This window comes from Flavobacteriales bacterium, assembly GCA_019694795.1.
Classification (GTDB): Bacteria; Bacteroidota; Bacteroidia; order Flavobacteriales_D; family UBA2798; genus UBA2798.
Window position 1 is genome coordinate 54,333 of the sequence record JAIBBF010000006.1, and the last position, 18,632, is coordinate 72,964.

At 40.5% G+C, this 18,632-nt stretch carries 18 protein-coding genes; 4 read left to right on the forward strand and 14 right to left on the reverse strand.

The genetic code is table 11. The annotated features are described in order from the left end of the window. Positions 1–30 precede the first annotated feature (30 nt). From K1X56_03730 to K1X56_03745, 4 genes are all read right to left on the reverse strand, one after another. Positions 31–621, reverse strand: a complete 591-nt coding sequence (locus K1X56_03730) for a DUF1684 domain-containing protein (GenBank protein ID MBX7093809.1) — start codon at positions 619–621, stop codon at positions 31–33. Further along, on the reverse strand, positions 611–1,204 hold the full coding sequence (locus tag K1X56_03735; protein MBX7093810.1) for a Maf family nucleotide pyrophosphatase: 594 nt from the start codon (positions 1,202–1,204) through the stop codon (positions 611–613). Before K1X56_03735 ends, K1X56_03730 begins: the two co-directional genes overlap by 11 nt. After that, positions 1,201–2,154, reverse strand: a complete 954-nt coding sequence (locus tag K1X56_03740; GenBank protein ID MBX7093811.1) for a geranylgeranylglycerol-phosphate geranylgeranyltransferase — start codon at positions 2,152–2,154, stop codon at positions 1,201–1,203. Before K1X56_03740 ends, K1X56_03735 begins: the two co-directional genes overlap by 4 nt. 69 nt (positions 2,155–2,223) lie before the next feature. Further along, on the reverse strand, positions 2,224–2,964 hold the full coding sequence (locus K1X56_03745; protein MBX7093812.1) for a hypothetical protein: 741 nt from the start codon (positions 2,962–2,964) through the stop codon (positions 2,224–2,226). Between the two features lie 59 nt (positions 2,965–3,023). Between K1X56_03745 and fabG the strand changes: the two genes are divergently transcribed. Both fabG and K1X56_03755 read left to right on the forward strand, forming a co-directional pair. Then, positions 3,024–3,770 (forward strand): 3-oxoacyl-[acyl-carrier-protein] reductase, encoded by a 747-nt coding sequence (gene fabG / locus K1X56_03750; GenBank protein ID MBX7093813.1) that lies wholly within the window; start codon positions 3,024–3,026, stop codon positions 3,768–3,770. Between the two features lie 12 nt (positions 3,771–3,782). Further along, the gene (locus tag K1X56_03755) at positions 3,783–5,870 is read left to right on the forward strand and encodes a hypothetical protein (GenBank protein MBX7093814.1); all 2,088 of its coding nucleotides are present in this window, start codon (positions 3,783–3,785) and stop codon (positions 5,868–5,870) included. Position 5,871: 1 nt separating this feature from the next. Here the strand turns inward: K1X56_03755 and K1X56_03760 are convergent, their stop codons facing one another. Continuing rightward, complete coding sequence (locus K1X56_03760; GenBank protein ID MBX7093815.1) at positions 5,872–6,930, reverse strand: acyltransferase; 1,059 nt, start codon at positions 6,928–6,930, stop codon at positions 5,872–5,874. Positions 6,931–6,964: 34 nt separating this feature from the next. Between K1X56_03760 and K1X56_03765 the strand changes: the two genes are divergently transcribed. Beyond that, positions 6,965–7,714, forward strand: coding sequence for a hypothetical protein (locus tag K1X56_03765; protein MBX7093816.1), 750 nt, complete (start codon positions 6,965–6,967; stop codon positions 7,712–7,714). Positions 7,715–7,759: 45 nt separating this feature from the next. Here the strand turns inward: K1X56_03765 and cmk are convergent, their stop codons facing one another. Next, the gene (gene cmk, locus K1X56_03770; protein MBX7093817.1) at positions 7,760–8,458 is read right to left on the reverse strand and encodes a (d)CMP kinase; all 699 of its coding nucleotides are present in this window, start codon (positions 8,456–8,458) and stop codon (positions 7,760–7,762) included. A 42-nt stretch (positions 8,459–8,500) separates the two neighbouring features. Further along, complete coding sequence (porQ, locus tag K1X56_03775) at positions 8,501–9,538, reverse strand: type IX secretion system protein PorQ (protein MBX7093818.1); 1,038 nt, start codon at positions 9,536–9,538, stop codon at positions 8,501–8,503. A 133-nt stretch (positions 9,539–9,671) separates the two neighbouring features. Here porQ and trxB point away from each other — a divergent pair, with 133 nt between their 5' ends. Continuing rightward, the gene (gene trxB, locus K1X56_03780; protein ID MBX7093819.1) at positions 9,672–10,619 is read left to right on the forward strand and encodes a thioredoxin-disulfide reductase; all 948 of its coding nucleotides are present in this window, start codon (positions 9,672–9,674) and stop codon (positions 10,617–10,619) included. A 60-nt stretch (positions 10,620–10,679) separates the two neighbouring features. On the opposite strand, the gene K1X56_03785 is transcribed toward trxB, so the two are convergent. The 7 genes from K1X56_03785 to K1X56_03815 all read right to left on the reverse strand — a co-directional run bounded on the left by K1X56_03785 (position 10,680) and on the right by K1X56_03815 (position 18,593). Beyond that, complete coding sequence (locus K1X56_03785; GenBank protein ID MBX7093820.1) at positions 10,680–11,549, reverse strand: T9SS type A sorting domain-containing protein; 870 nt, start codon at positions 11,547–11,549, stop codon at positions 10,680–10,682. Between the two features lie 81 nt (positions 11,550–11,630). Next, positions 11,631–14,081 (reverse strand): alkaline phosphatase family protein, encoded by a 2,451-nt coding sequence (locus tag K1X56_03790; protein ID MBX7093821.1) that lies wholly within the window; start codon positions 14,079–14,081, stop codon positions 11,631–11,633. Further along, positions 14,081–14,638: a sulfotransferase domain-containing protein gene (locus K1X56_03795; GenBank protein MBX7093822.1), complete on the reverse strand. Its 558-nt coding sequence runs from the start codon at positions 14,636–14,638 to the stop codon at positions 14,081–14,083. The genes K1X56_03790 and K1X56_03795 overlap by 1 nt, the downstream gene beginning before the upstream one ends. Before the next feature lie 66 nt (positions 14,639–14,704). Beyond that, a complete protein-coding gene (locus tag K1X56_03800) occupies positions 14,705–15,523 on the reverse strand; it encodes a T9SS type A sorting domain-containing protein (GenBank protein MBX7093823.1) in 819 nt (272 codons plus the stop codon). Positions 15,524–15,638: 115 nt separating this feature from the next. Further along, entirely contained in the window at positions 15,639–18,179 is a 2,541-nt protein-coding gene (locus tag K1X56_03805) for an alkaline phosphatase family protein (GenBank protein MBX7093824.1), read from the reverse strand. Continuing rightward, positions 18,166–18,351, reverse strand: coding sequence for a hypothetical protein (locus K1X56_03810; GenBank protein ID MBX7093825.1), 186 nt, complete (start codon positions 18,349–18,351; stop codon positions 18,166–18,168). Before K1X56_03810 ends, K1X56_03805 begins: the two co-directional genes overlap by 14 nt. A gap of 80 nt (positions 18,352–18,431) precedes the next feature. Continuing rightward, positions 18,432–18,593 carry a hypothetical protein gene (locus tag K1X56_03815; GenBank protein ID MBX7093826.1) on the reverse strand — a complete coding sequence of 54 codons (162 nt, stop codon included), beginning with the start codon at positions 18,591–18,593 and terminating at the stop codon, positions 18,432–18,434. Positions 18,594–18,632: the final 39 nt, after the last annotated feature.

Below are 18,632 nucleotides of genomic sequence, written 5' to 3' on the forward strand. Positions count from 1 at the left end.
CGATTTTTTAAGCGATTAAAAATAAAAACATTAGTGGGATTCCCATAATAATTTTTCTCCTGCCTCAATGCGGATGGGGACAAAATTCTCCATTGGCGGAATGGGACAATTATATCCTGTAGTATAGGCGCAGTAAGGATTATAACAAAAATTAAAATCCAATAAAATCTGTTTTTTATTGATCATTTCAACTTCAAGATATCTACCTCCGCCGTAGCATTCATTGCCACTTGTTAGGTCTGTAAATGGAATAAAAAGATATTCCGGATGTAGAACAGGACTATAAACTGATAATTGAATACTGGTGTCGTTACACCTAAAAAGGGCGTAACCAAGTAATTTATATTCCTTGATTTTGCCCGAACTGGTCGGCATAGTGATGATGGATTTTTTTTTCGCTTTTTTAAAATCAGCGGTAATCCGCCACTTTTCATTCGCATCGAAAAAATGTAAGGATTCAAACTTCAAAATTTCATCTTTTTTTAATGGGGATTTTACCGTATCCTTCATTTCAAGATTTCGCTCCAGCCGATGGTTCTTTACCGAATCCAGGTAATTTCCTTGTCCGAATGAAGTAAGCGTGCTGACTAAAAACAGCAGTAAAAAAAGTTTAATCTTCATTTAAAAAATCGATTAAATTCTCATACAATAACTGTAGTGGAAGTCCCATTACATTGTAATAACATCCATTGATCCTGCTAATCCCGATAAAGCCAATCCAATCCTGAATTCCATATGCTCCTGCTTTATCAAATGGTTTATATTTTTCTACATAATATTCAATTTCACGGAGTGATAATTCCTTGAACCAAACTTCTGTTTCACCGAAAAAACTATGAATTTTCGTTTTCGTCATGAGCGTTACACCCGTATATACTGAATGTTTTTTTCCGGATAATTGGCGAATCATTGTAACTGCTTCGTTTTTATCTGCTGCTTTATTTAATACATGGTCCTCTAAACAAACGATGGTATCTGAAGTAATAATTAGTTCATCATCTGCCATTGATTCTCTAAATGCAAATGTTTTTTTTGCACTCAGGTAAAGTGCAATTTCTTCCCGTTTTAATTCAGGGGAAAATGTTTCATCCACTTCCATGGTCCGAACTGTGAAATCAATATCAAGTCCGCGTAATAATTCCTGCCGGCGAGGAGATTTAGATGCCAGCACAACTTTTTTATTGTTCAGTAAAGTGGAAATCATGAATAGAAAATTGCGAATAAAACACCCGTAAACATGGAGAATTTCATCCAGGCAGATGCAACTAAAAATCCTTTGCGGTCTTTAGCCTGATTGCATTGGTAGGCGCTGTACATCATGGGTACTATTACCAATATTGTAACATAAAGCGATGAAATTAAATCGGATGCAAATAATTGTTGAATGGCCAGAATGGAAATGGCGAGAATAAAAATTAAAACGCTGATAAAATTTTTAGTTTTTCGAATACCCCAAACCAAGGGTACCGTAGAACAATTTAATACTTCGTCCCCTTTCATATCGGCAAGGTCCTTCTGAATTTCCCGAATAAGGGTAGATAAAAAGGCAAATGAAGAAAAGATAATCAGCTGAAACATTACATTCTTCCAATGCTGATGTCCCATAGCAACATGCGATGGAATGTGTTCCGTATAGTTCCAAATACCGGGTAATTCAACTAGCCCAACCAACACCACCACCAGCGCTGACATGATGGCAATGGTTAGATTACCACTCAGGAATTTTCGTTTTAATGTCAGTGAATACATCCATAATCCAAACGTGGTAAACAAATGAATGATCAAGGGAAAATAGTTACCGTATTTTATACTCAGGTAAAGTGCAATGGCAATGGCAAGAACATTAAGAATAGTATGCCATAACATGGCTACCCTTTTCTTAATAAATTTCCCAACAATTACTTTATCCGGTTTATTTACGCGGTCGATCTTAATATCAAAGTAGTCATTGATAATATAACCTGCAGCTGCAATGAGAACCGTAGAAAATACCAGCAGAAAAAAGTCCAGGCATCCCAAAGTCAGTTGTACGTTATAAGGATTGTTGCTTGCCCGCAAAATAGAATCTCCGATAACGGCATACTCCATGATGTACATTGTAAATACAATGATGAGGAGATTTAATGGCCGAATTAATCGAATAAAATGCTTCATAGCTTCTGTGCTAATATAGGCAAGCAAGGGGAGAAAAAAAATCCCGGATGAACCGGGATTTAAATCTTATTAAAACAATAATATTTTTCGCTTATTCGAGCACTTGGCTTTAACCATGTAGGCGAAATCCAGATTAGCTTCCATTACCAATTGTGCAGAAAATGGATGCGAAGGCGTATAAGTAGCATAACTAACATTAGCCGGATACTGGTGATTGGCCTGACCTTCTTCGCTGATTAAATCGGTTAATCCATAGCTAAAACGTGCTCCGAATGTAATTCCAAAATTTTCGGTTCCGATAAAATAACCACCGAATCCTAAATTCATCGTTGGATACCCTGGTACCAGATTATCTAAAATTACACCATCGGAAGTTTCAAACGTGGGCAGTGTATTTGTACCGGACGCTTTGCGAATAATGGAGTATCCGGGTCCAACTTCAAAATAACGACCATCTTTATTATGACGATACATCAAAATGAAATCCATCGTATGGAACTGAAGTGATTTTTCGAATTCTGGACTAGCACCGGTAACGGTATCTTTTAAATTGTATTTAAAATCCTGCTGAAATTTACTGATCATAAAATCGAACGTGATTTCATGAAAATCATCAAGATTAAATCCCACTTTACCACCGAATCCGTACCCGGTACTTAAGCGATGATTAAACTCCTGATCATCAAAAATGTTTTTATTAAACAACCAGGTTGGTCCCCATGAACCTTTTAAACCTATATCCAGCCACCGTTGTGATGAAGCTATAGAGGCGATAAAAATAAACGACAGCAGTAGGAATGATTTTCTCATTATATTTGGTTATTGGATTACCAAAATTACCTAAAAAGCTAAACTAAACAAGACCAAAAATGAAATTATTGCAGGGAAAAGTGGCCTTAATTACGGGAGCCTCCAGAGGTATCGGAAAAGGCATTGCCGTTAAGTTTGCAGAAGCCGGTGCTGATATTGCCTTTACTTACGCTTCTTCGGATGAAAAAGCCAGAGCATTGGAAGCTGAGCTTTCTGCTATGGGAATCAAAGCAAAAGGATATAAATCTGATGCTGCCGACTTTAACCAGGCTGCTCAATTAGTGGATGACGTAGTGGCTGAATTCGGTCGACTGGATGTCCTGATTAACAACGCAGGAATCACCCGCGATACCTTGTTGATGCGTATGACTGAACAACAATGGGATGAAGTAATTAACACAAATCTTAAATCTGTTTTTAATTTAACAAAAGCGGCTCAAAAGCCGATGTTAAAACAACGCAGCGGATCCATCATTAATATGAGCTCTGTAGTTGGAGTTAAAGGGAATGCGGGTCAGGCCAATTACGCTGCTTCTAAAGCAGGAATTATAGGTTTTACCAAATCCGTAGCGCTTGAACTCGGATCCAGAAACATCCGGAGTAACGCGATTGCTCCTGGTTTTATTGAGACTGAAATGACAGCCGTTCTCGATGAAAAAGTAGTGCAAGGATGGAGAGATTCTATTCCCATGAAACGCGGCGGATCACCTGAAGATGTTGCCAATGCTTGTTTGTTTTTAGCATCGGATATGTCGGCCTATATTACCGGACAAACCCTCCACGTTTGTGGCGGAATGTTAACCTGATAATACATCGGTTTGAAAATTCTACTGACTTACCCGGCCTGGTATATACTGCTTTGCTTAGTGGCTGGAGCACTATATGCCGGGTTGCTTTATTACAGAGAAACCAGATTCGAAGAACTATCGAAAATCTGGAAAAGGATTTTGGCTGTTTCCAGATTTCTGGTGGTAAGTATTATTGCATTTTTTCTGCTTCAGCCATTGGTAAAAACAGAAAACAGAAGAGTAGAAAAACCAGTGGTGGTCATTGCTCAGGACAACTCCTCCTCTATTTTACAAAACAGCGATTCTTCGTTTTATTCTTCCGGATATTTATCCTCCATTCAACAATTACAAAAAGATCTTTCGGATGAATATGATGTTAGAACTTACACAATTGGCGAATCGGTACGTGAAGGATTAAACATCGATTTTAAGGACCGTACTACCGATCTGGGTACTTTGTTTGATGAATTATTTACCCGCTATTACAATCGAAATCTCGGTGCCGTTATTCTTGCCAGTGATGGAATCTATAACCACGGTTCTTCACCCGTTTACTCTGCACAACGCTTAAAAGGCGTTCCTGTTTTCACCATTGCACTGGGTGATACTACCGTGCGAAAAGATGTTTTAATTGGCGAAGTTGAATACAACCGCTTGGCTTATTTGGGAAATGATTTTCCGGTGAATGTAATTGTTGATGCAAAAAAATGTAAAGGTTCCGAGATTGATGTAAAGATTAGTCAGAATGGTCAAGCACTGAAATCGCAAAGGGTGAGTATTGCGGACGACCATTTTAGCAAATCCATCCCCTTTTTGTTGGAAGCGAGAAAAACAGGAATGCAACATTTCCGGATTGAAACCACCATTCTCGAAAATGAAGTAAGTACGCAGAATAATGTTCGAGATATTTACATTGAAGTCCTCGACTCCCGACAAAAAATTCTTCTCCTGGCCGCTGCCCCGCATCCGGATATTGCAGCCATTTCTTCTGCCATTACTTCCAATAAAAATTATGAAGTAGTAAGTAAAACAGTTTCAGAATTTACAGAGAATGTCAATGCCTATGATTTAATCATCCTGCACCAGATTCCTTCTATTACGAATCCCTCCAAAACAATCATCGACCAGGCGAAAACAGCAAAGGTTCCGCTGGTGTTTGTGTTGGGGTCTCAAAGCTCAATTCCATTGTTCAATACGCTGGAAACCGGATTGCAAATTCAAAATTTCAGAAACGGTACTACCAATGCATCGGCCGTATTTAATACCGGATTTACTCTCTTTTCCATGGATGAAAAATCGGGAAGAAACTTTCAGCGCTTTCCACCATTGCAAATTCCGTTTGGCGACTGGAAAAGCTCAGTGGCCATGAACACCTTGTTTTTTCAAAAAATCGGAACGGTTGAAACACGGATTCCTCTTGTAATGTACAATAGCGAACGTGATCAAAAAATTGGAATAATCGGCGGTGAAGGAATCTGGAGATGGAAAATGCAGGAATTTGCCATGAACGGAAATTCCAATTCGTTTAATGATTTTATTCAAAAATCGGTTCAATTTCTCGCCTCGCGGATTAATAAAAGTTACTTCCGCGTTAATGCAGAAAACCGTTACGAAGAGAACCAAAGCATTATCGTTTCTGCTGAATTGTACAATCAGAGTTACGAATTAATCAACGATGCTGAAGTGGAATTTATTTTGCTTCGCGAAGACAAAAAAGATTTTCGTTACCAGTTTTCACGCAGTGGTTCTGCTTATCGCCTCGATTTGGGTCGACTCCTCCCCGGTCAATATTCCTACACGGCCAACACCACTTCCAACGGAAAAAAATATTCGGTAAACGGTCAGTTCACCGTCACCCCGGTGATGGCGGAATTTACCAGAACTACGGCCGACCATCAGTTGCTGCGTCATTTAAGTTTCGTCACCAAAGGTGAAATGGTAAATAGCAGAGATGTTGCAAAATTGAAATCCATGCTCCAGCAATCAGAAGACATTGTTGAAGTGGTTTATCCGGAACGCCGGTTTGATGATCTGCTTCATTTTAGAAGTCTGTTTTTCCTGATTGTATTCTTATTGGCCATGGAATGGTTTATCCGGAAATGGCTGGGTGCTTATTGATTCAACGAAAAGAATCTTTTAGTTTTAAAAAGTACCGTTCAATAAGGTAATAGCTGATCAGTGCAGCAATTAATGCTCCAATGCAATTTTGAGGAAACTGTTGAAACCATAACTCGCTTCCCGGTCCTGTGCGCAGAAATAATCCCTGCCAGAGGTAAAATCCGTACGATATTTTTCCAAGGTAGTTCATGGGCGCAAATTCCAGGAATTGCACCGATGTGGATTCCGGTTTACAATAAATCCATCCCAACATGATCGCTGCTGCACTTCCCTGGATTATCCATGAAAGAAGCAAAAACTCTTCCGGCAAATAAAGTGGGGATATCCAAAAAAACAGGGCCAGAAAAGGAACCAACGGATGCAGTATTAATGTTTTTAACTCCCGCCTAAAATGAGCCATCAGTGCTCCAAAAGCAATGGGCGAAGCAGCCGGGAATAACCAACGCAAGGGACGATAAGCCTCCATCAGCGGCATCGATTTTCCTCCAACAGTGGTCTGTAAAAAGGGGAAAATTAAAATCAGAACCACCGACAGAACGATAACCAACAGAAGTGCAAAAGGCAATCCGTTTCGCGGAATCCATTTTACCAAAAGAGGCCAGGTTAAATAAAACTGCTCCTCAACACCCAGCGACCAGGTATGGGTCAACTCCACCACATTGTGAACCTGGGGCAAAAAATTATAATAATAAAAGATAGCCGCCAGATAGGCTTCGCGATTGACCAGCAGAATTTCTTTTTTATCTAAAGCAAAAACTACCAAAAGGAAAAACACCAATGCCGGAACCAAACGAAGCAACCTACGGATCATGAATTTTCCATAGTTGATGCTTCCTGTTTTTTCCTTTTCCACCTGCAACAGCATGGTGATTAAAAAACCCGACAAGGTAAAAAACAGCAATACGCCTGATTCCCCCGAAAACAATCGCCACACCCGTTCGTGCCAGAAAAATGATTCCGGCAAAAGCTCATACAATCCGGCGTGACTCCCCACCACGAGCAAGACGGCCAAGGCACGAATACCGTCGAATCCGGGGATGTATGTAGATTTGCTCGACAAATTCAATTTAATTTGAATTCAAATCTAATTAGAAATGTGGAAGAAGTTCGGGTTGATGCTGTTCCTTACCGGGATTGTTGTAACAGGGAAAGGACAATCGTTTGAAATTCCAAATGAGTGGACCGACGATTTTGAATTGGAATGGTATCGGTCTTCCGGTTCAAATCAGGGAATCGAGCGGATTAAGTTTAAAAAAAATTACTGCAATTACCGGGAATCACGACAAGGCCAGCTTTTGGAATTTCCCTTTAAATGGTCGGAAAAGGATCAAAATGCACTTCTGATTTTTCTTAAAGAGAAGCGGTTTAATCATATTAAAATCAATAAAATAAAGCAGGTTAAAACAGATAGCCCTTCAGATTATATTATATGCAGGTATAAGGGTCAGCAATACACTATCGGAAACGATAATCTGCAAAAAGTCCATCCCCGTGATTTAAAGCGCTACCAATCGATTCAACTTCATCTTTACAATCTGGCTCATCGTTATCTTGAACCTTTAAAGGTCAATTGCACCATTCCATTTTCAGACGAGCTGATTAATCAACTTACTGAAATTGAACTTGAATTTGTGGTGAACAATATGCAATTGAAGTGGAAATCTGGTGAGATCCCCGGGCACTTTTCAGTTCAATTATTCCCGGGTACATATTTGATCCATGTAAAGTATAGACTGAAAAATCAGGTCGACCTCAACTTAAAATCGAAATCGTTTTCGATAGAAATAAATGCCAATAAGGGGATCGGAATCAAATTTTCGGATAATGAAGTTTTATTTGAATAAAGATTAATTAAATAATTTTAAATCAAACGATTAAAATATTTGTATTCAAGCAGTATTTTGATCCAAAATTTCCTGAACCCATCCTTTTGCCAGCTCAAATTGTTCCTCCATACTGAGCATTGAATTATCGATTACCCGTGCATCAGCAGCCTGTACCAAGGGGGTTTCTTTTCGATGGGTGTCTTCATAATCTCTGCTGGCAATATTTTCCATCACTTCATCCATCGTCACCTGAACCCCTTTTGAGCGGAGTTCATCGTAACGTCGTTTGGCTCTGGTCTCCTTATCTGCTGTCATGAACATTTTAAGTTCAGCATCCGGAAAAACTGCTGTGCCAATATCGCGTCCATCCATTACAACCCCTTTGTTCTTTCCCATTTCTTGTTGTAGAGCAACCAACTTTAAACGGACTTCACGGATTAGACTCACCAATGAAACATAACGCGACACCTCCATTCCACGAATTTCGCCTTCCACATTTTCGCCATTAAGAAAAGTCTCCGAACGTTGAATTTCAGGGTTAAAATGGAAGGTAATGGATAATTGAGGTAAGATCTCTATTAGCTGATCCTTCAGAACATAATTATCCTTGACCATCCCATTCCGAATACAAAACAAAGTAACCGCTCTGTACATGGCTCCTGAATCGACATAAATAAAATTAAAATGCCGGGCCAGATGCTTGGCCAATGTGCTTTTCCCGCAGGAAGAATAACCGTCGATCGCGATGTTGATCTTTTTCAAGACGAAGGATTGAGAGGACAAATATAGCCTTTAGAACAGACTTTAATTGCGTTTAAAATCGTCCAACCGGAAAGAAAGTGTGATGTGATTAGAAAGTCCTGCCTGGTTATAGGTGGCCAGCGCATAGGAAAGCTGGAACTTTTTAATTTTCATTCCCATTCCAAATGAAAATCCTGCCAAGCCTCCTTTTTCATTCACCTTTAACTCTTTTCTCCTGCGGTAATTATATCCGAAACCAATGAAGAAATTCTTGGTCGTCAGCTCGGTACCTATCACCATGTGACGCATAAGTCTATCTCCGAATCCGGGTGTTTTTACAGGAATTTCCTGTCCGGTGGTTGGATCAATACTTGGTTTTAGCGTTGGATCTACATAACTCAAATCCCATTTCTGAAGATTTTCTGCAGCAAGATGAAAACGAAATGGTGCATGTTTCAGCTTTTGAGAAATGGCAAATTGAACTTCGAAGGGTAAAGATTCTCTGTTCCCGGTATACATGGGCTTTAGATTATACCCCAGGTTGCGCATCATCAAAGCAGCCGTGAATCCTTTACCGGGTTTGTGATAAGTTCCTGCCACATCCACAGCCATGGATAAGGCATTATAGGTGTAATAAGAAGAATAAATAGTTTTCAGATTCGCTCCAATTGAAAAGGAAGAATCGATTTGTCGACCCGCACTCAGGTTTAACACATAATCTCCGGCGCTAAATTCCCCCAGTTTTTCTCCGGCTTCATTTCGTTCTTCGAATCTTCCGTAATTAAGATAATTAAAGGTCGCAGCAAATGTTGCCAAGGAATCTTTGTGCTTTACATAACTGAGAAAACCATAGTTGATGTCGCCAAAATAATTGACATACGACAAGGAAAAGGTATTGTCCATGCCTTTATTCAGCAGAGAAGGATTGTAAATCCCCAGGGATGGATCAGCATCTTTAACAGCAATCATATTCCCACCCGAAGCAGCAATACGCGCACTGCTCACCAAATTGAGTGCAGAAGATGTGCTATTGCCTCCGGTTTGGGCATGGATGAGCCCCGGAAACAGGATGATGAGAATGGAAAATAAAACCTTGTTCATCGCTTTCAGAAACGCAATATAGCTATTCTTATTTTTTGGTACCGACAGAATTTTTCAGGTCTCCAACTTGTGGGTATTTTTTCCGAACAATCGGAAGCTCTTTTGGTTATTTTTGCGCAAAACAATCTGTATTATGAGCGAACAAGCCAGTGAACATGTGAGCTGCCTGATCATCGGATCGGGTCCTGCGGGATATACTGCTGCAATTTATGCGGCACGTGCTGAATTAAAACCGGTAATGTATCAGGGGTTACAACCGGGTGGACAATTAACCATTACCACCGAAGTAGAAAATTTTCCGGGTTACCCCGATGGCGTTGAGGGTCCTGAAATGATGATTCAATTACAAAAACAAGCTGAACGTTTCGGTACGCAGGTTCGTTATGGGATGGCTACGAAAGTAGATTTCAGTGGACCCGTACATAAAGTTTGGATTGATGAAACCACATTGATCACCGCCGATACAGTTATTGTATCTACAGGCGCATCGGCAAAATGGCTTGGAATTCCTTCTGAGCAACGTTTAAATGGATTTGGTGTTTCTGCATGTGCCGTTTGCGACGGATTCTTTTATCGTGGTCAGGATGTAGCCATTGTAGGTGCAGGAGATACTGCAGCAGAAGAAGCTACTTACCTCGCAAAATTATGTACCAAGGTTTACATGCTGGTGCGTAAAGGTGAAATGAGAGCATCCAAGGCGATGCAACAACGGGTATTAAATACACCAAATATCGAGGTGCTTTTCAATACCGAAACAGATGAAATTTTAGGCGACAAAGCCGTTGAAGGTGTACGTGTAAAAAATGACGTAACCGGAGAAAAACGCGATTTAAAAGTGACCGGATTCTTTGTTGCGATCGGACATAAACCCAACACCGACATTTTCAAAAACTGGCTTGATATGGATGAAACCGGATATTTAAAAGTAGTTCCGGGTACCACCAAAACAAATATCCCAGGAGTTTTCGCAGCGGGCGACTGTGCCGATAAAGTGTATCGTCAAGCCGTAACTGCAGCAGGAACCGGATGTATGGCAGCTTTGGATGCTGAGCGTTATTTAGCAGATAAAGGTCACCACTAACATTTAATAGCAATAAAAAAGCCCTCTTTAGGAGGGCTTTTTTTATGAAATAATGTACGATTAACGAACAAACAATTTTTCAGTTGCTCTTCCTTGATCAAACACAGCATTAACCACGTACATACCGGAAGCGAGTCCGCTTAAATCGAATGTAGCCGTTGTAGAAGTGAATGGGAACGAAGCAACTTCTTTACCTGTAAGGTCAAGAACGATTACGCGTCCATTGCTTAATTCTGCATTGTTATTTCTAAGATTCAACGTTTCGTTGGCAATGAACATATCAATTTGATTGCTCAAATCGAATGATTCAACTCCTGTAACTGTTGCACCAGCTGGAATACCAGTACCTGCAGTTCCATCATAAGCATAATCCTTAATGGTAAAAGTAGTACCGTTAGCAGCAACATCTAAACGTGCCCAACCGTAGTGGTTAGAACCGGAAATGTCGAATACTAATCCAAGGTATTTATTGCTTTGGCCTAACCAATCTCCAAATGGAACAGGGTTACCAAATACTACTGCATTCACACCAAGTGCCATACCTCCAAAAGATGAGGAAGTTGGAGCTGTGTTGAATGTAGCTGCGTTATCAATTAAATCATTCAGAGCCATTGCATCGGCATAGTTAGCAGGAATGGTTGTACCCGGATGTGATACAACACCATTGGAACCAACAGTATTGATCAATACGCCAACACCGGAATAAGGAATTCCGCTCATTGACCCGCTGCGGGCAGAAGTGGTGATAATGAAATCTGCATTACCATCGTTATCCAGATCAAGATTGTAGCTATTTCCAACACCAATGGTAGCATCAGCAATATCAGTGTAAACAATTTGTCCATTCGCTGCACCGGCAACTGTAGCTGCTCCTGCAACCAATGAATAATTCAGAAGACGTTTTGAACGAGTAGAATTTTTCTTTTTCATAGGTTCTTTGGTTAGTGGAACAATAATAAAAAAAATTCTGCCACGATTATCTACCGATGCTGAAGTAGATATTAGACAGCCTTAGTGGAAAAAAGAAAGGATCTGCGATAGAATTTCATCATTCTCCTGATCCAACAGATTCACTTTTAGCACTTCAAGTCCGCTACGTTGCGATTGCCATTGCAAGAACGCATCCTTCTCAATTCGATTTAGGTGCGATAGGTTGGCCGGAAATATTTTTTTAGAAGCCAGGTGTTCTTTTCCGCCAAACACCAATTGAGCGTTCAATAAACTTATTTCTTCGGGATCTGAAAGCAACAAACGAATCTTGAAATTTTCCGGTACACGCATTAATTGCGCCATGGTCATCAGGTGAATTTCTGTGTCACCCCCGGGTGATGAATTCAACAAAGACAACTGAAGTTCTGCTTTTTGGTCAACCTGAGAAGGTAAATGATTCAGCACCTTCACACCGTTGGAAAGAAGCTTCTCTCCTATTTCACCTATTCCCGAAGCAGGTGGTCCACTGATAACATTTATTTCCCTATTCTGATGTGCATTTAAAATCGCTAATTGTTCATTTGCTTTTTCTTCATTCTTCAATTGGTTGCGATACAATTGAATTAATTGATTCCGCGCTTTCAGCATTTCGGGATTTTGTTTCAAAGCAAACAAATAAGCATTTTCTGCATCTTCAACATCACCGTTTAATCGCAATGCTTCTCCCAATTGAAAATGGGCCTGTGGGAAAAAATTCCTGATTTCAATGGCATCTAAAAAATGATCTATGGCAGTATCTGCATCGCCGGAGCGTAACATCACCATTCCCATTCCAAAATGACCAAACACGTTTTTCGGATTGCGCTCCACTACTTGAGAATACCATTTTTCAGCATCCTTATATTCTTGTAAAACCAGAGAAGTATCACCCAGTCGCAATAAAATATCGATGGACTTCGGTGCTTTTTCGTGTGCCCGGTAAAATGATTTGTAAGCTAATTTACCACGGTGCTGACTCAAATAAATCTTCCCTATAAAATACCAAACCTGAATATCGAGCGAATCGGAAATTCCTTTTAGTTTTTCCAGTTCAAGCAGTGCATTATTCCACTGACGGGTATGTATCAGATTTTGTACGAGCAAGGTCCGGAATCGATGAATATCCGGAAACTGGTTGCATATTTTTTCAAGGATGGAAATCGCCTCTTCATACCTATGACGAAAGGATAAACTTTGTGCGAGATAATAATCTACTTCAGCTTTTGAAACGGCGATAATATGTTCTGTCGTTCCCTCAGGTCGTTCAATGTATCCCAATTCAATCAACTGCTCTAAGGCCTCCTGTGCATTCCAGGCATTCACTCTTAAATCACCGGGGTGAAGTCCGGGATCTAAATTTGTTTGATGGTTTTCCCAACTGTCGATCCATTTAATTTCGCGCTGCTCGGTAAATGAAGCCAGCAGCGGTTTCCCTATCATATCCTTAGCAACAGGGAGACCGAAATAATGCAGAATCGTGGGTGTAATATCGGTAACTGATGCACCGTAAATTTTTTCGTTGGTGGGAATTCCGGGTCCTTTTAGAAAATAAATTCCGAACGGACTATGCTCCTTTGTTGGTCCGGATGGTTCTTTGGGGACATAACGTGGACGAAGATCGCCTGATTCAAATCCATGATCCGATAGAATCATGATGGCGGTTTGTTCATCGATCAAATCAAGCATTCGACCCAGCATCATATCCTGAAACCGATATGCACCATCAACTATTTTGCTGTAGAATCTGAATTTTTCTTCCGGTACACTCGACAATTTTGGAGCACGAAATTTCATTGCCAGGTGCGACATATGATCGATAAAATCGAAATAAACACCCATGATATCCCATTCACTATGCTGCATGAGCCATGTACTTACGGCCTGAATAGTGGCAGCGTGCGCTAATTCTTTTCGAACTGCCCAAACTATTTTCTCATCCTCATGCGGAATTTGATATAATTCAGGAATAAAGGGCATTACTAATTCGGGTGTAATTTCATCCGGGTGTACGCGTAAATCTGCAATTTTATCACCAAGGTGATCCGGAAAAACAGTTCCCGGAGCGATTTTCCATTGAGAAGGATCGTGATGCGTAACCATTTGGAAAAAATTGGATACCATCACACCATTGATCGGTTCAGCAGGATGACTCGGCCACCATCCTACTATATTTGATTTTAATCCATATTGCGAAAACATATTCCAGAATGCTTTCACCTTACGTGATGTGGAAAAAAGCGGACGCAAGCCCTTTCCTTCCGGATCGGGTTCGGCAAAGCCAAGGATTCCATGTTTTTCAGGTTCAACACCAGTGGCGATGGTGGTCCATAACATCGGTGAAATCGGCGGATCCATCGTTGCCAGATTGCCTCTTACGCCTTTATCTAAAATACGTTTTAAAGCCGGCATTTCACCCTTAGCGAGCAAATCATCGATCACTTCCCAATCTGCCGCATCCCAGCCTAAAACCAGTAATTTTCGCTTAGAATTCATTATTTTCTGTTGCGGTATAAATCGCCGGAAACGGCATCGATCATGTCTTTTGCTTTTTCGGGTAATCCGATAAATTCTGCCACTTTAATGGCTGTAGCTTCGGGATTTTCGATGGTTTCTTTATAATTGATGATGATTTTTTCTACATCAGGAGATTCATTCATAAATTTCATAATCCCCTCAACCTGTTTTTTAAACACTTCGGCAATGGCAGGATTAACCGGTTGATCTTTTTTCCCCAGCATTACATTTTGAGAAACCAATACTTCATCAAGGTTTCTGTCCATATAAATGATTTTATATTTCAATCCCTTTTTAATAAATGGAATTAACTGGGCAATAATTTTTACGCATTTCCCTTGTGCCTGATCCATCCAGGAATTATCGGCAGCAAGTTTTTTTACCGGTTCATATTCGTAATATCCTTTCGGATTGGAATGGTCGGCAATTCTGATTTCATCGGTTAGAATACTGATTCCCGATTTAGAAATCATTTGCATCATCATGGATGTCCCGCTTCGTGGTAATCCGGAAACAATTAGAATTTCGTTTTGCATAGCGTAAAGTAATGAAAAAAAGAAAGGCCTGCGTTTCGGCAGACCTTTCTGTTATTTCGTAATCAATTATTTTACGAAGATCTTCTTAGTGAAAGTACCAGTTGGGTAAACGATACTTACAGTGTAGATACCAGAAGCAAGAGTGCTGATATCGAAAGAAGTTGAACCGTTAACAGTGTGCGTCATAGCAACCTGACCATTCATAGAAATGATGCTGAGGTTACCGGTAGATTCAACACCGTTAGCAGTTACTTGAAGCATGTTGTTGATGTTAGCAACAGATACCTTGCTAGCGATTTCCTCGTTAACAGATACGTTACCCATATCTCCAGCATTGATTGCTCCGTTAGCAGTTGTATTGAAAGCGAAATCTTTGAAGATTACGTGATCACCAGCTGCAGGGATGTCCATACGAACCCATCCGTAGTAAGTGTTACCACCAGTTACGAAACGAAGACCCATATAACCGTCAACTACACCGTCACCCCAGAATGAGCTGTAAGGAGTAGATCCGCTAACTACTAAAGTAAGAGTACCTGTAGAAGTCAACCAAGTTTGAGCAGCGTCGATAACGTCACCGTTATTTAACTTGAAAGGATAGTTATATCCAGCAGGAGCAGAACCAGCGATACCGTTAGAGCTAGTTAATGGAGCTGCAATAGCAAGCCATACCGCACCACTGTTTAAGTTGGTATCAACTACGGCAAAGTCAAACGTACCGTCTTGGTCGATATCAAGACCAATAGTACCGTTGCTCAGATCGTAATCCGGATTAACATCGTAATAAACTACTTGCGCATCAGCAGAAGCTGCACCAGCAAGAACAGTACCTGCAACTGCAGAATACTTCAAAAGATTTTTTTCAATGGTAGATTTTTTTTGCATAATCTCTAGATGATTAAGGTTTATGAGGGGTAAATTTACAATAATTTTTCATTTTCATTACATAGAAATCAAAAATAACCATTCAGGTTTTCCTCAGAGTTATTAACATCGACCATCAGGCCTCATTTTGAGATGAAAGCTCCAATTGTGCCAAATCAAAATCCTCACCCAGGAAGTAAGCCAGGGACTCCAATTCTGCTTCTTCACGGTTTAACAGGGCTTCGTAGCTGAGTTTATGGACTTGTATATGAGGACGTTGTTCCAAAAATTCTTCAGTTTCCTTTATTTGCTCACCCAATTCCATGGCATCTACCAGGTCAAATGCATTCTGACTACGCAATTTGCCTTCTGATTTTAATTGCTGGCGCGATTTCAGAATATCTGCGGAATTACGCTCCACCAGAATCAGTTTGTATTCGTAATTATCCGGCAAATAATTCAAAAAGTGCATTGGAATTTTTACGGCATGGCCATCGCAGTCCTTGAGAAACGCATTTTCATTCGCTAATTTCTGCATAGGAGTGTATTCAAATCTGCGATAAGGATTGTCCTTATCTCCGGCATCCATGGAATCGTATTTAACGGGATAACCCGCTTTTTCGAGTGTCTCCATCACCAAACTCATACCACTGCGTGCAGGTCCGCTTACCAATGTAATTTGACCTTTGATGTTTTCCCTCAGAATTTTTTCATGATGGGCGCGCTTGGCTTCCATGTTAAGCTCAGAATATATTTTCACGAGCCATCTTCTTGTCCGTGCTAATTTAGGTCCAATTACAGCAGCCACTTCAAAGGCTTCAGCCGCTTTATCTTTTATTCCCAAATGATACAAACAAGTTCCGATTCCCTGATGAGCAGGAATGTAGTAGTACGTATTTGAAATAACCTGCATCCATTCGTCAATCGCCTCTTCATAGCGACCAGTTTTTAAATAAACTGAAGCTAGACTGTTGCGTGCAAAAATATTATCGGGATCAATACTTACGGCCTTTTGAAAGTATTTCTCCGCTTCCGAAAAATTCTGACGCATTTGATACGCGACACCAATTTTGCGGTACATGTTGGCCGAATTTGGTGTTAGTTCAATCACTTTGCGAAACAATTCTTCGGCTTTAACCGGATTTTTATTGGCCAAATGAAAAGATGCTTCGTGGTACATCAGGAATGGTTGAGAATCTTCATTCCCTTGTGCTTTTAATTTTTCTAGTAGCGTAAAGGCTTCTTTATTCATTCCTAATGAAAGGTATAAACCTAATAGACGATACCCGTAACGGAGATTATCTTTTGCTTCCTTCGTTTCTTCTACCAGACGCTCTAACATAGGTAAAGCTTCACGACGCTTTCCTCCGTCAATAAGATTACGAGCCACATAATATTCACCTTCATTTACGGCCTGGCGAATGTTATGTGCTTTATCACCGGTTGGTGCTTCGATGTAACCTAAATCAACCAATTGTTGCATTGCCTCTTGCTGTGCCCATGGATCTTGTCCCTCACCCTTGTGCATGCCATCATTCCCTTCTACCTCTTCCCACGAATCGATATAGGATAAAGCAGGAGCTTTTTCATAGATCTGAACCAATGGTTTTCCTTCCATATCCCTGCCAATTGGTTTTTCGTATAGAGATAGAACGGTTGGAGTAATATCAATAACAGATCCTCCAAAAATGGCATGATTCTTTTTGATGCCGGGTCCCTTAATAGCAAAAAAGGCATAAGGCGAATGTTCGTAGGTTGGACCGGCGGGCTCTTTTGGTAATTGGCGCGGACGTAAGTGATCCGAATGGAAACCATGGTCTGAAACAATAATCACCGTAGTGTCATCATCAATTAACGACAAAATGCGATCGAGCATCATATCATGAAAACGATAAGCTCCTGTTATTGCTTCTTTATAAAAATCGAATTTATCTTCTGGTATGGTAGGTAATTTCGGTGGGTGATACTTCATCGTAGCATGCGAGAAGTGATCGATGGAATCCCAATACACGGCCATGAAATCCCAGTCCTCATTTTCCAATAAATAGGTGGCAGCATTGTGGATACTAAAAGTATGTGCCAATGTGGTTACAATAGCACCCATTACTTTGTCTTTCGACTTAATTGCTTCCTTGAATTTAGGAACAAAAGGTTGCATCATTGGTCCCGTTACTTCCGTTGGATGCACCCTGATATTTTTCATGGTTTCTTCAAGGCTCAATGGATGAACTGTTCCTGGAATCCATTTCCAATCTTCTCTGGTTTTATCTCTCGTTTGCTGGAAAAATTGCGAAACCATTACACCATTGATAGGCTCGGCAGGGTGACTCGGCCACCACCCTACTACATTGGATTTCATTCCTTCCTGATTGAAAATATTCCATAGTGCTTTCACTTTTCTGGAAGTAGAAGCAACAGGACGAATTCCATTAGCGGAATTTGGATCAGGATCCGGTTCAACAAAGCCATGAATCCCGTGTTTATCGGCACGTTTTCCGGTAGCGATGGAGGTCCACAACATAGGAGAAATCGGAGGATCTAAAGTGGCAAGTTTTCCGGAAGAACCTTCTTTTAAAAATTTAGCCAGCGTGGGCATCATTCCTTTAGCCACCAGGTCGTTAACTACTTTCCATTCGCAGGCATCCCAGCCTAATAATAATACCTTACGCTTGCTCATTCTCTTTCGTATCGTTTTCCTTTTGATCTTTCATTTTTGCTACTGCTTCATCACGAACCTCACGCCACATCAAATAGCCTTTATAGCCAAGAGCCATTATTCCTAATGCTCCTTCAACGGGGATATCTACCTTTTTACCGGGGGTAATATCCATTTTCGTTCTTTCTGACATTCCTGTATTTTTTTGCAAATGTAATAAATGAAACGCCCATGGCCTATTAATAATCCAGCCAGGCCGAATCGACGGAATCGTTATTGACCGGATGACTTCTCTTTTTTGTCCTTTTCATTGGACATCTTCTTCCGTTTCGCCTCTCTCCATGCCCGCAGTCCTACATCACCCAGTGCCAATAAACCTAACATTCCTTCAACGGGAATCTTTTCCGGGCTTAGCATTAATTTTTCCTTTTCCATTGGTGTAAAAATAAAAAAAGCGAAGGAAATCCTTCGCTT

Bases quoted from the DNA above. Each gene is read 5' to 3' on its own strand.
- K1X56_03810 (MBX7093825.1), bottom strand. From the start codon at position 18,351: ATGTCAGAAAGAACGAAAATGGATATTACCCCCGGTAAAAAGGTAGAT.
- fabG (MBX7093813.1), top strand. From the start codon at position 3,024: ATGAAATTATTGCAGGGAAAAGTGGCCTTAATTACGGGAGCCTCCAGA.
- K1X56_03805 (MBX7093824.1), bottom strand. From the start codon at position 18,179: ATGAGCAAGCGTAAGGTATTATTATTAGGCTGGGATGCCTGCGAATGG.
- K1X56_03735 (MBX7093810.1), bottom strand. From the start codon at position 1,204: ATGATTTCCACTTTACTGAACAATAAAAAAGTTGTGCTGGCATCTAAA.
- K1X56_03795 (MBX7093822.1), bottom strand. From the start codon at position 14,638: ATGCAAAACGAAATTCTAATTGTTTCCGGATTACCACGAAGCGGGACA.
- porQ (MBX7093818.1), bottom strand. From the start codon at position 9,538: ATGAACAAGGTTTTATTTTCCATTCTCATCATCCTGTTTCCGGGGCTC.
- K1X56_03790 (MBX7093821.1), bottom strand. From the start codon at position 14,081: ATGAATTCTAAGCGAAAATTACTGGTTTTAGGCTGGGATGCGGCAGAT.
- trxB (MBX7093819.1), top strand. From the start codon at position 9,672: ATGAGCGAACAAGCCAGTGAACATGTGAGCTGCCTGATCATCGGATCG.
- K1X56_03730 (MBX7093809.1), bottom strand. From the start codon at position 621: ATGAAGATTAAACTTTTTTTACTGCTGTTTTTAGTCAGCACGCTTACT.
- K1X56_03785 (MBX7093820.1), bottom strand. From the start codon at position 11,549: ATGAAAAAGAAAAATTCTACTCGTTCAAAACGTCTTCTGAATTATTCA.
- K1X56_03815 (MBX7093826.1), bottom strand. From the start codon at position 18,593: ATGGAAAAGGAAAAATTAATGCTAAGCCCGGAAAAGATTCCCGTTGAA.
- K1X56_03800 (MBX7093823.1), bottom strand. From the start codon at position 15,523: ATGCAAAAAAAATCTACCATTGAAAAAAATCTTTTGAAGTATTCTGCA.
- K1X56_03745 (MBX7093812.1), bottom strand. From the start codon at position 2,964: ATGAGAAAATCATTCCTACTGCTGTCGTTTATTTTTATCGCCTCTATA.
- K1X56_03765 (MBX7093816.1), top strand. From the start codon at position 6,965: ATGTGGAAGAAGTTCGGGTTGATGCTGTTCCTTACCGGGATTGTTGTA.
- K1X56_03740 (MBX7093811.1), bottom strand. From the start codon at position 2,154: ATGAAGCATTTTATTCGATTAATTCGGCCATTAAATCTCCTCATCATT.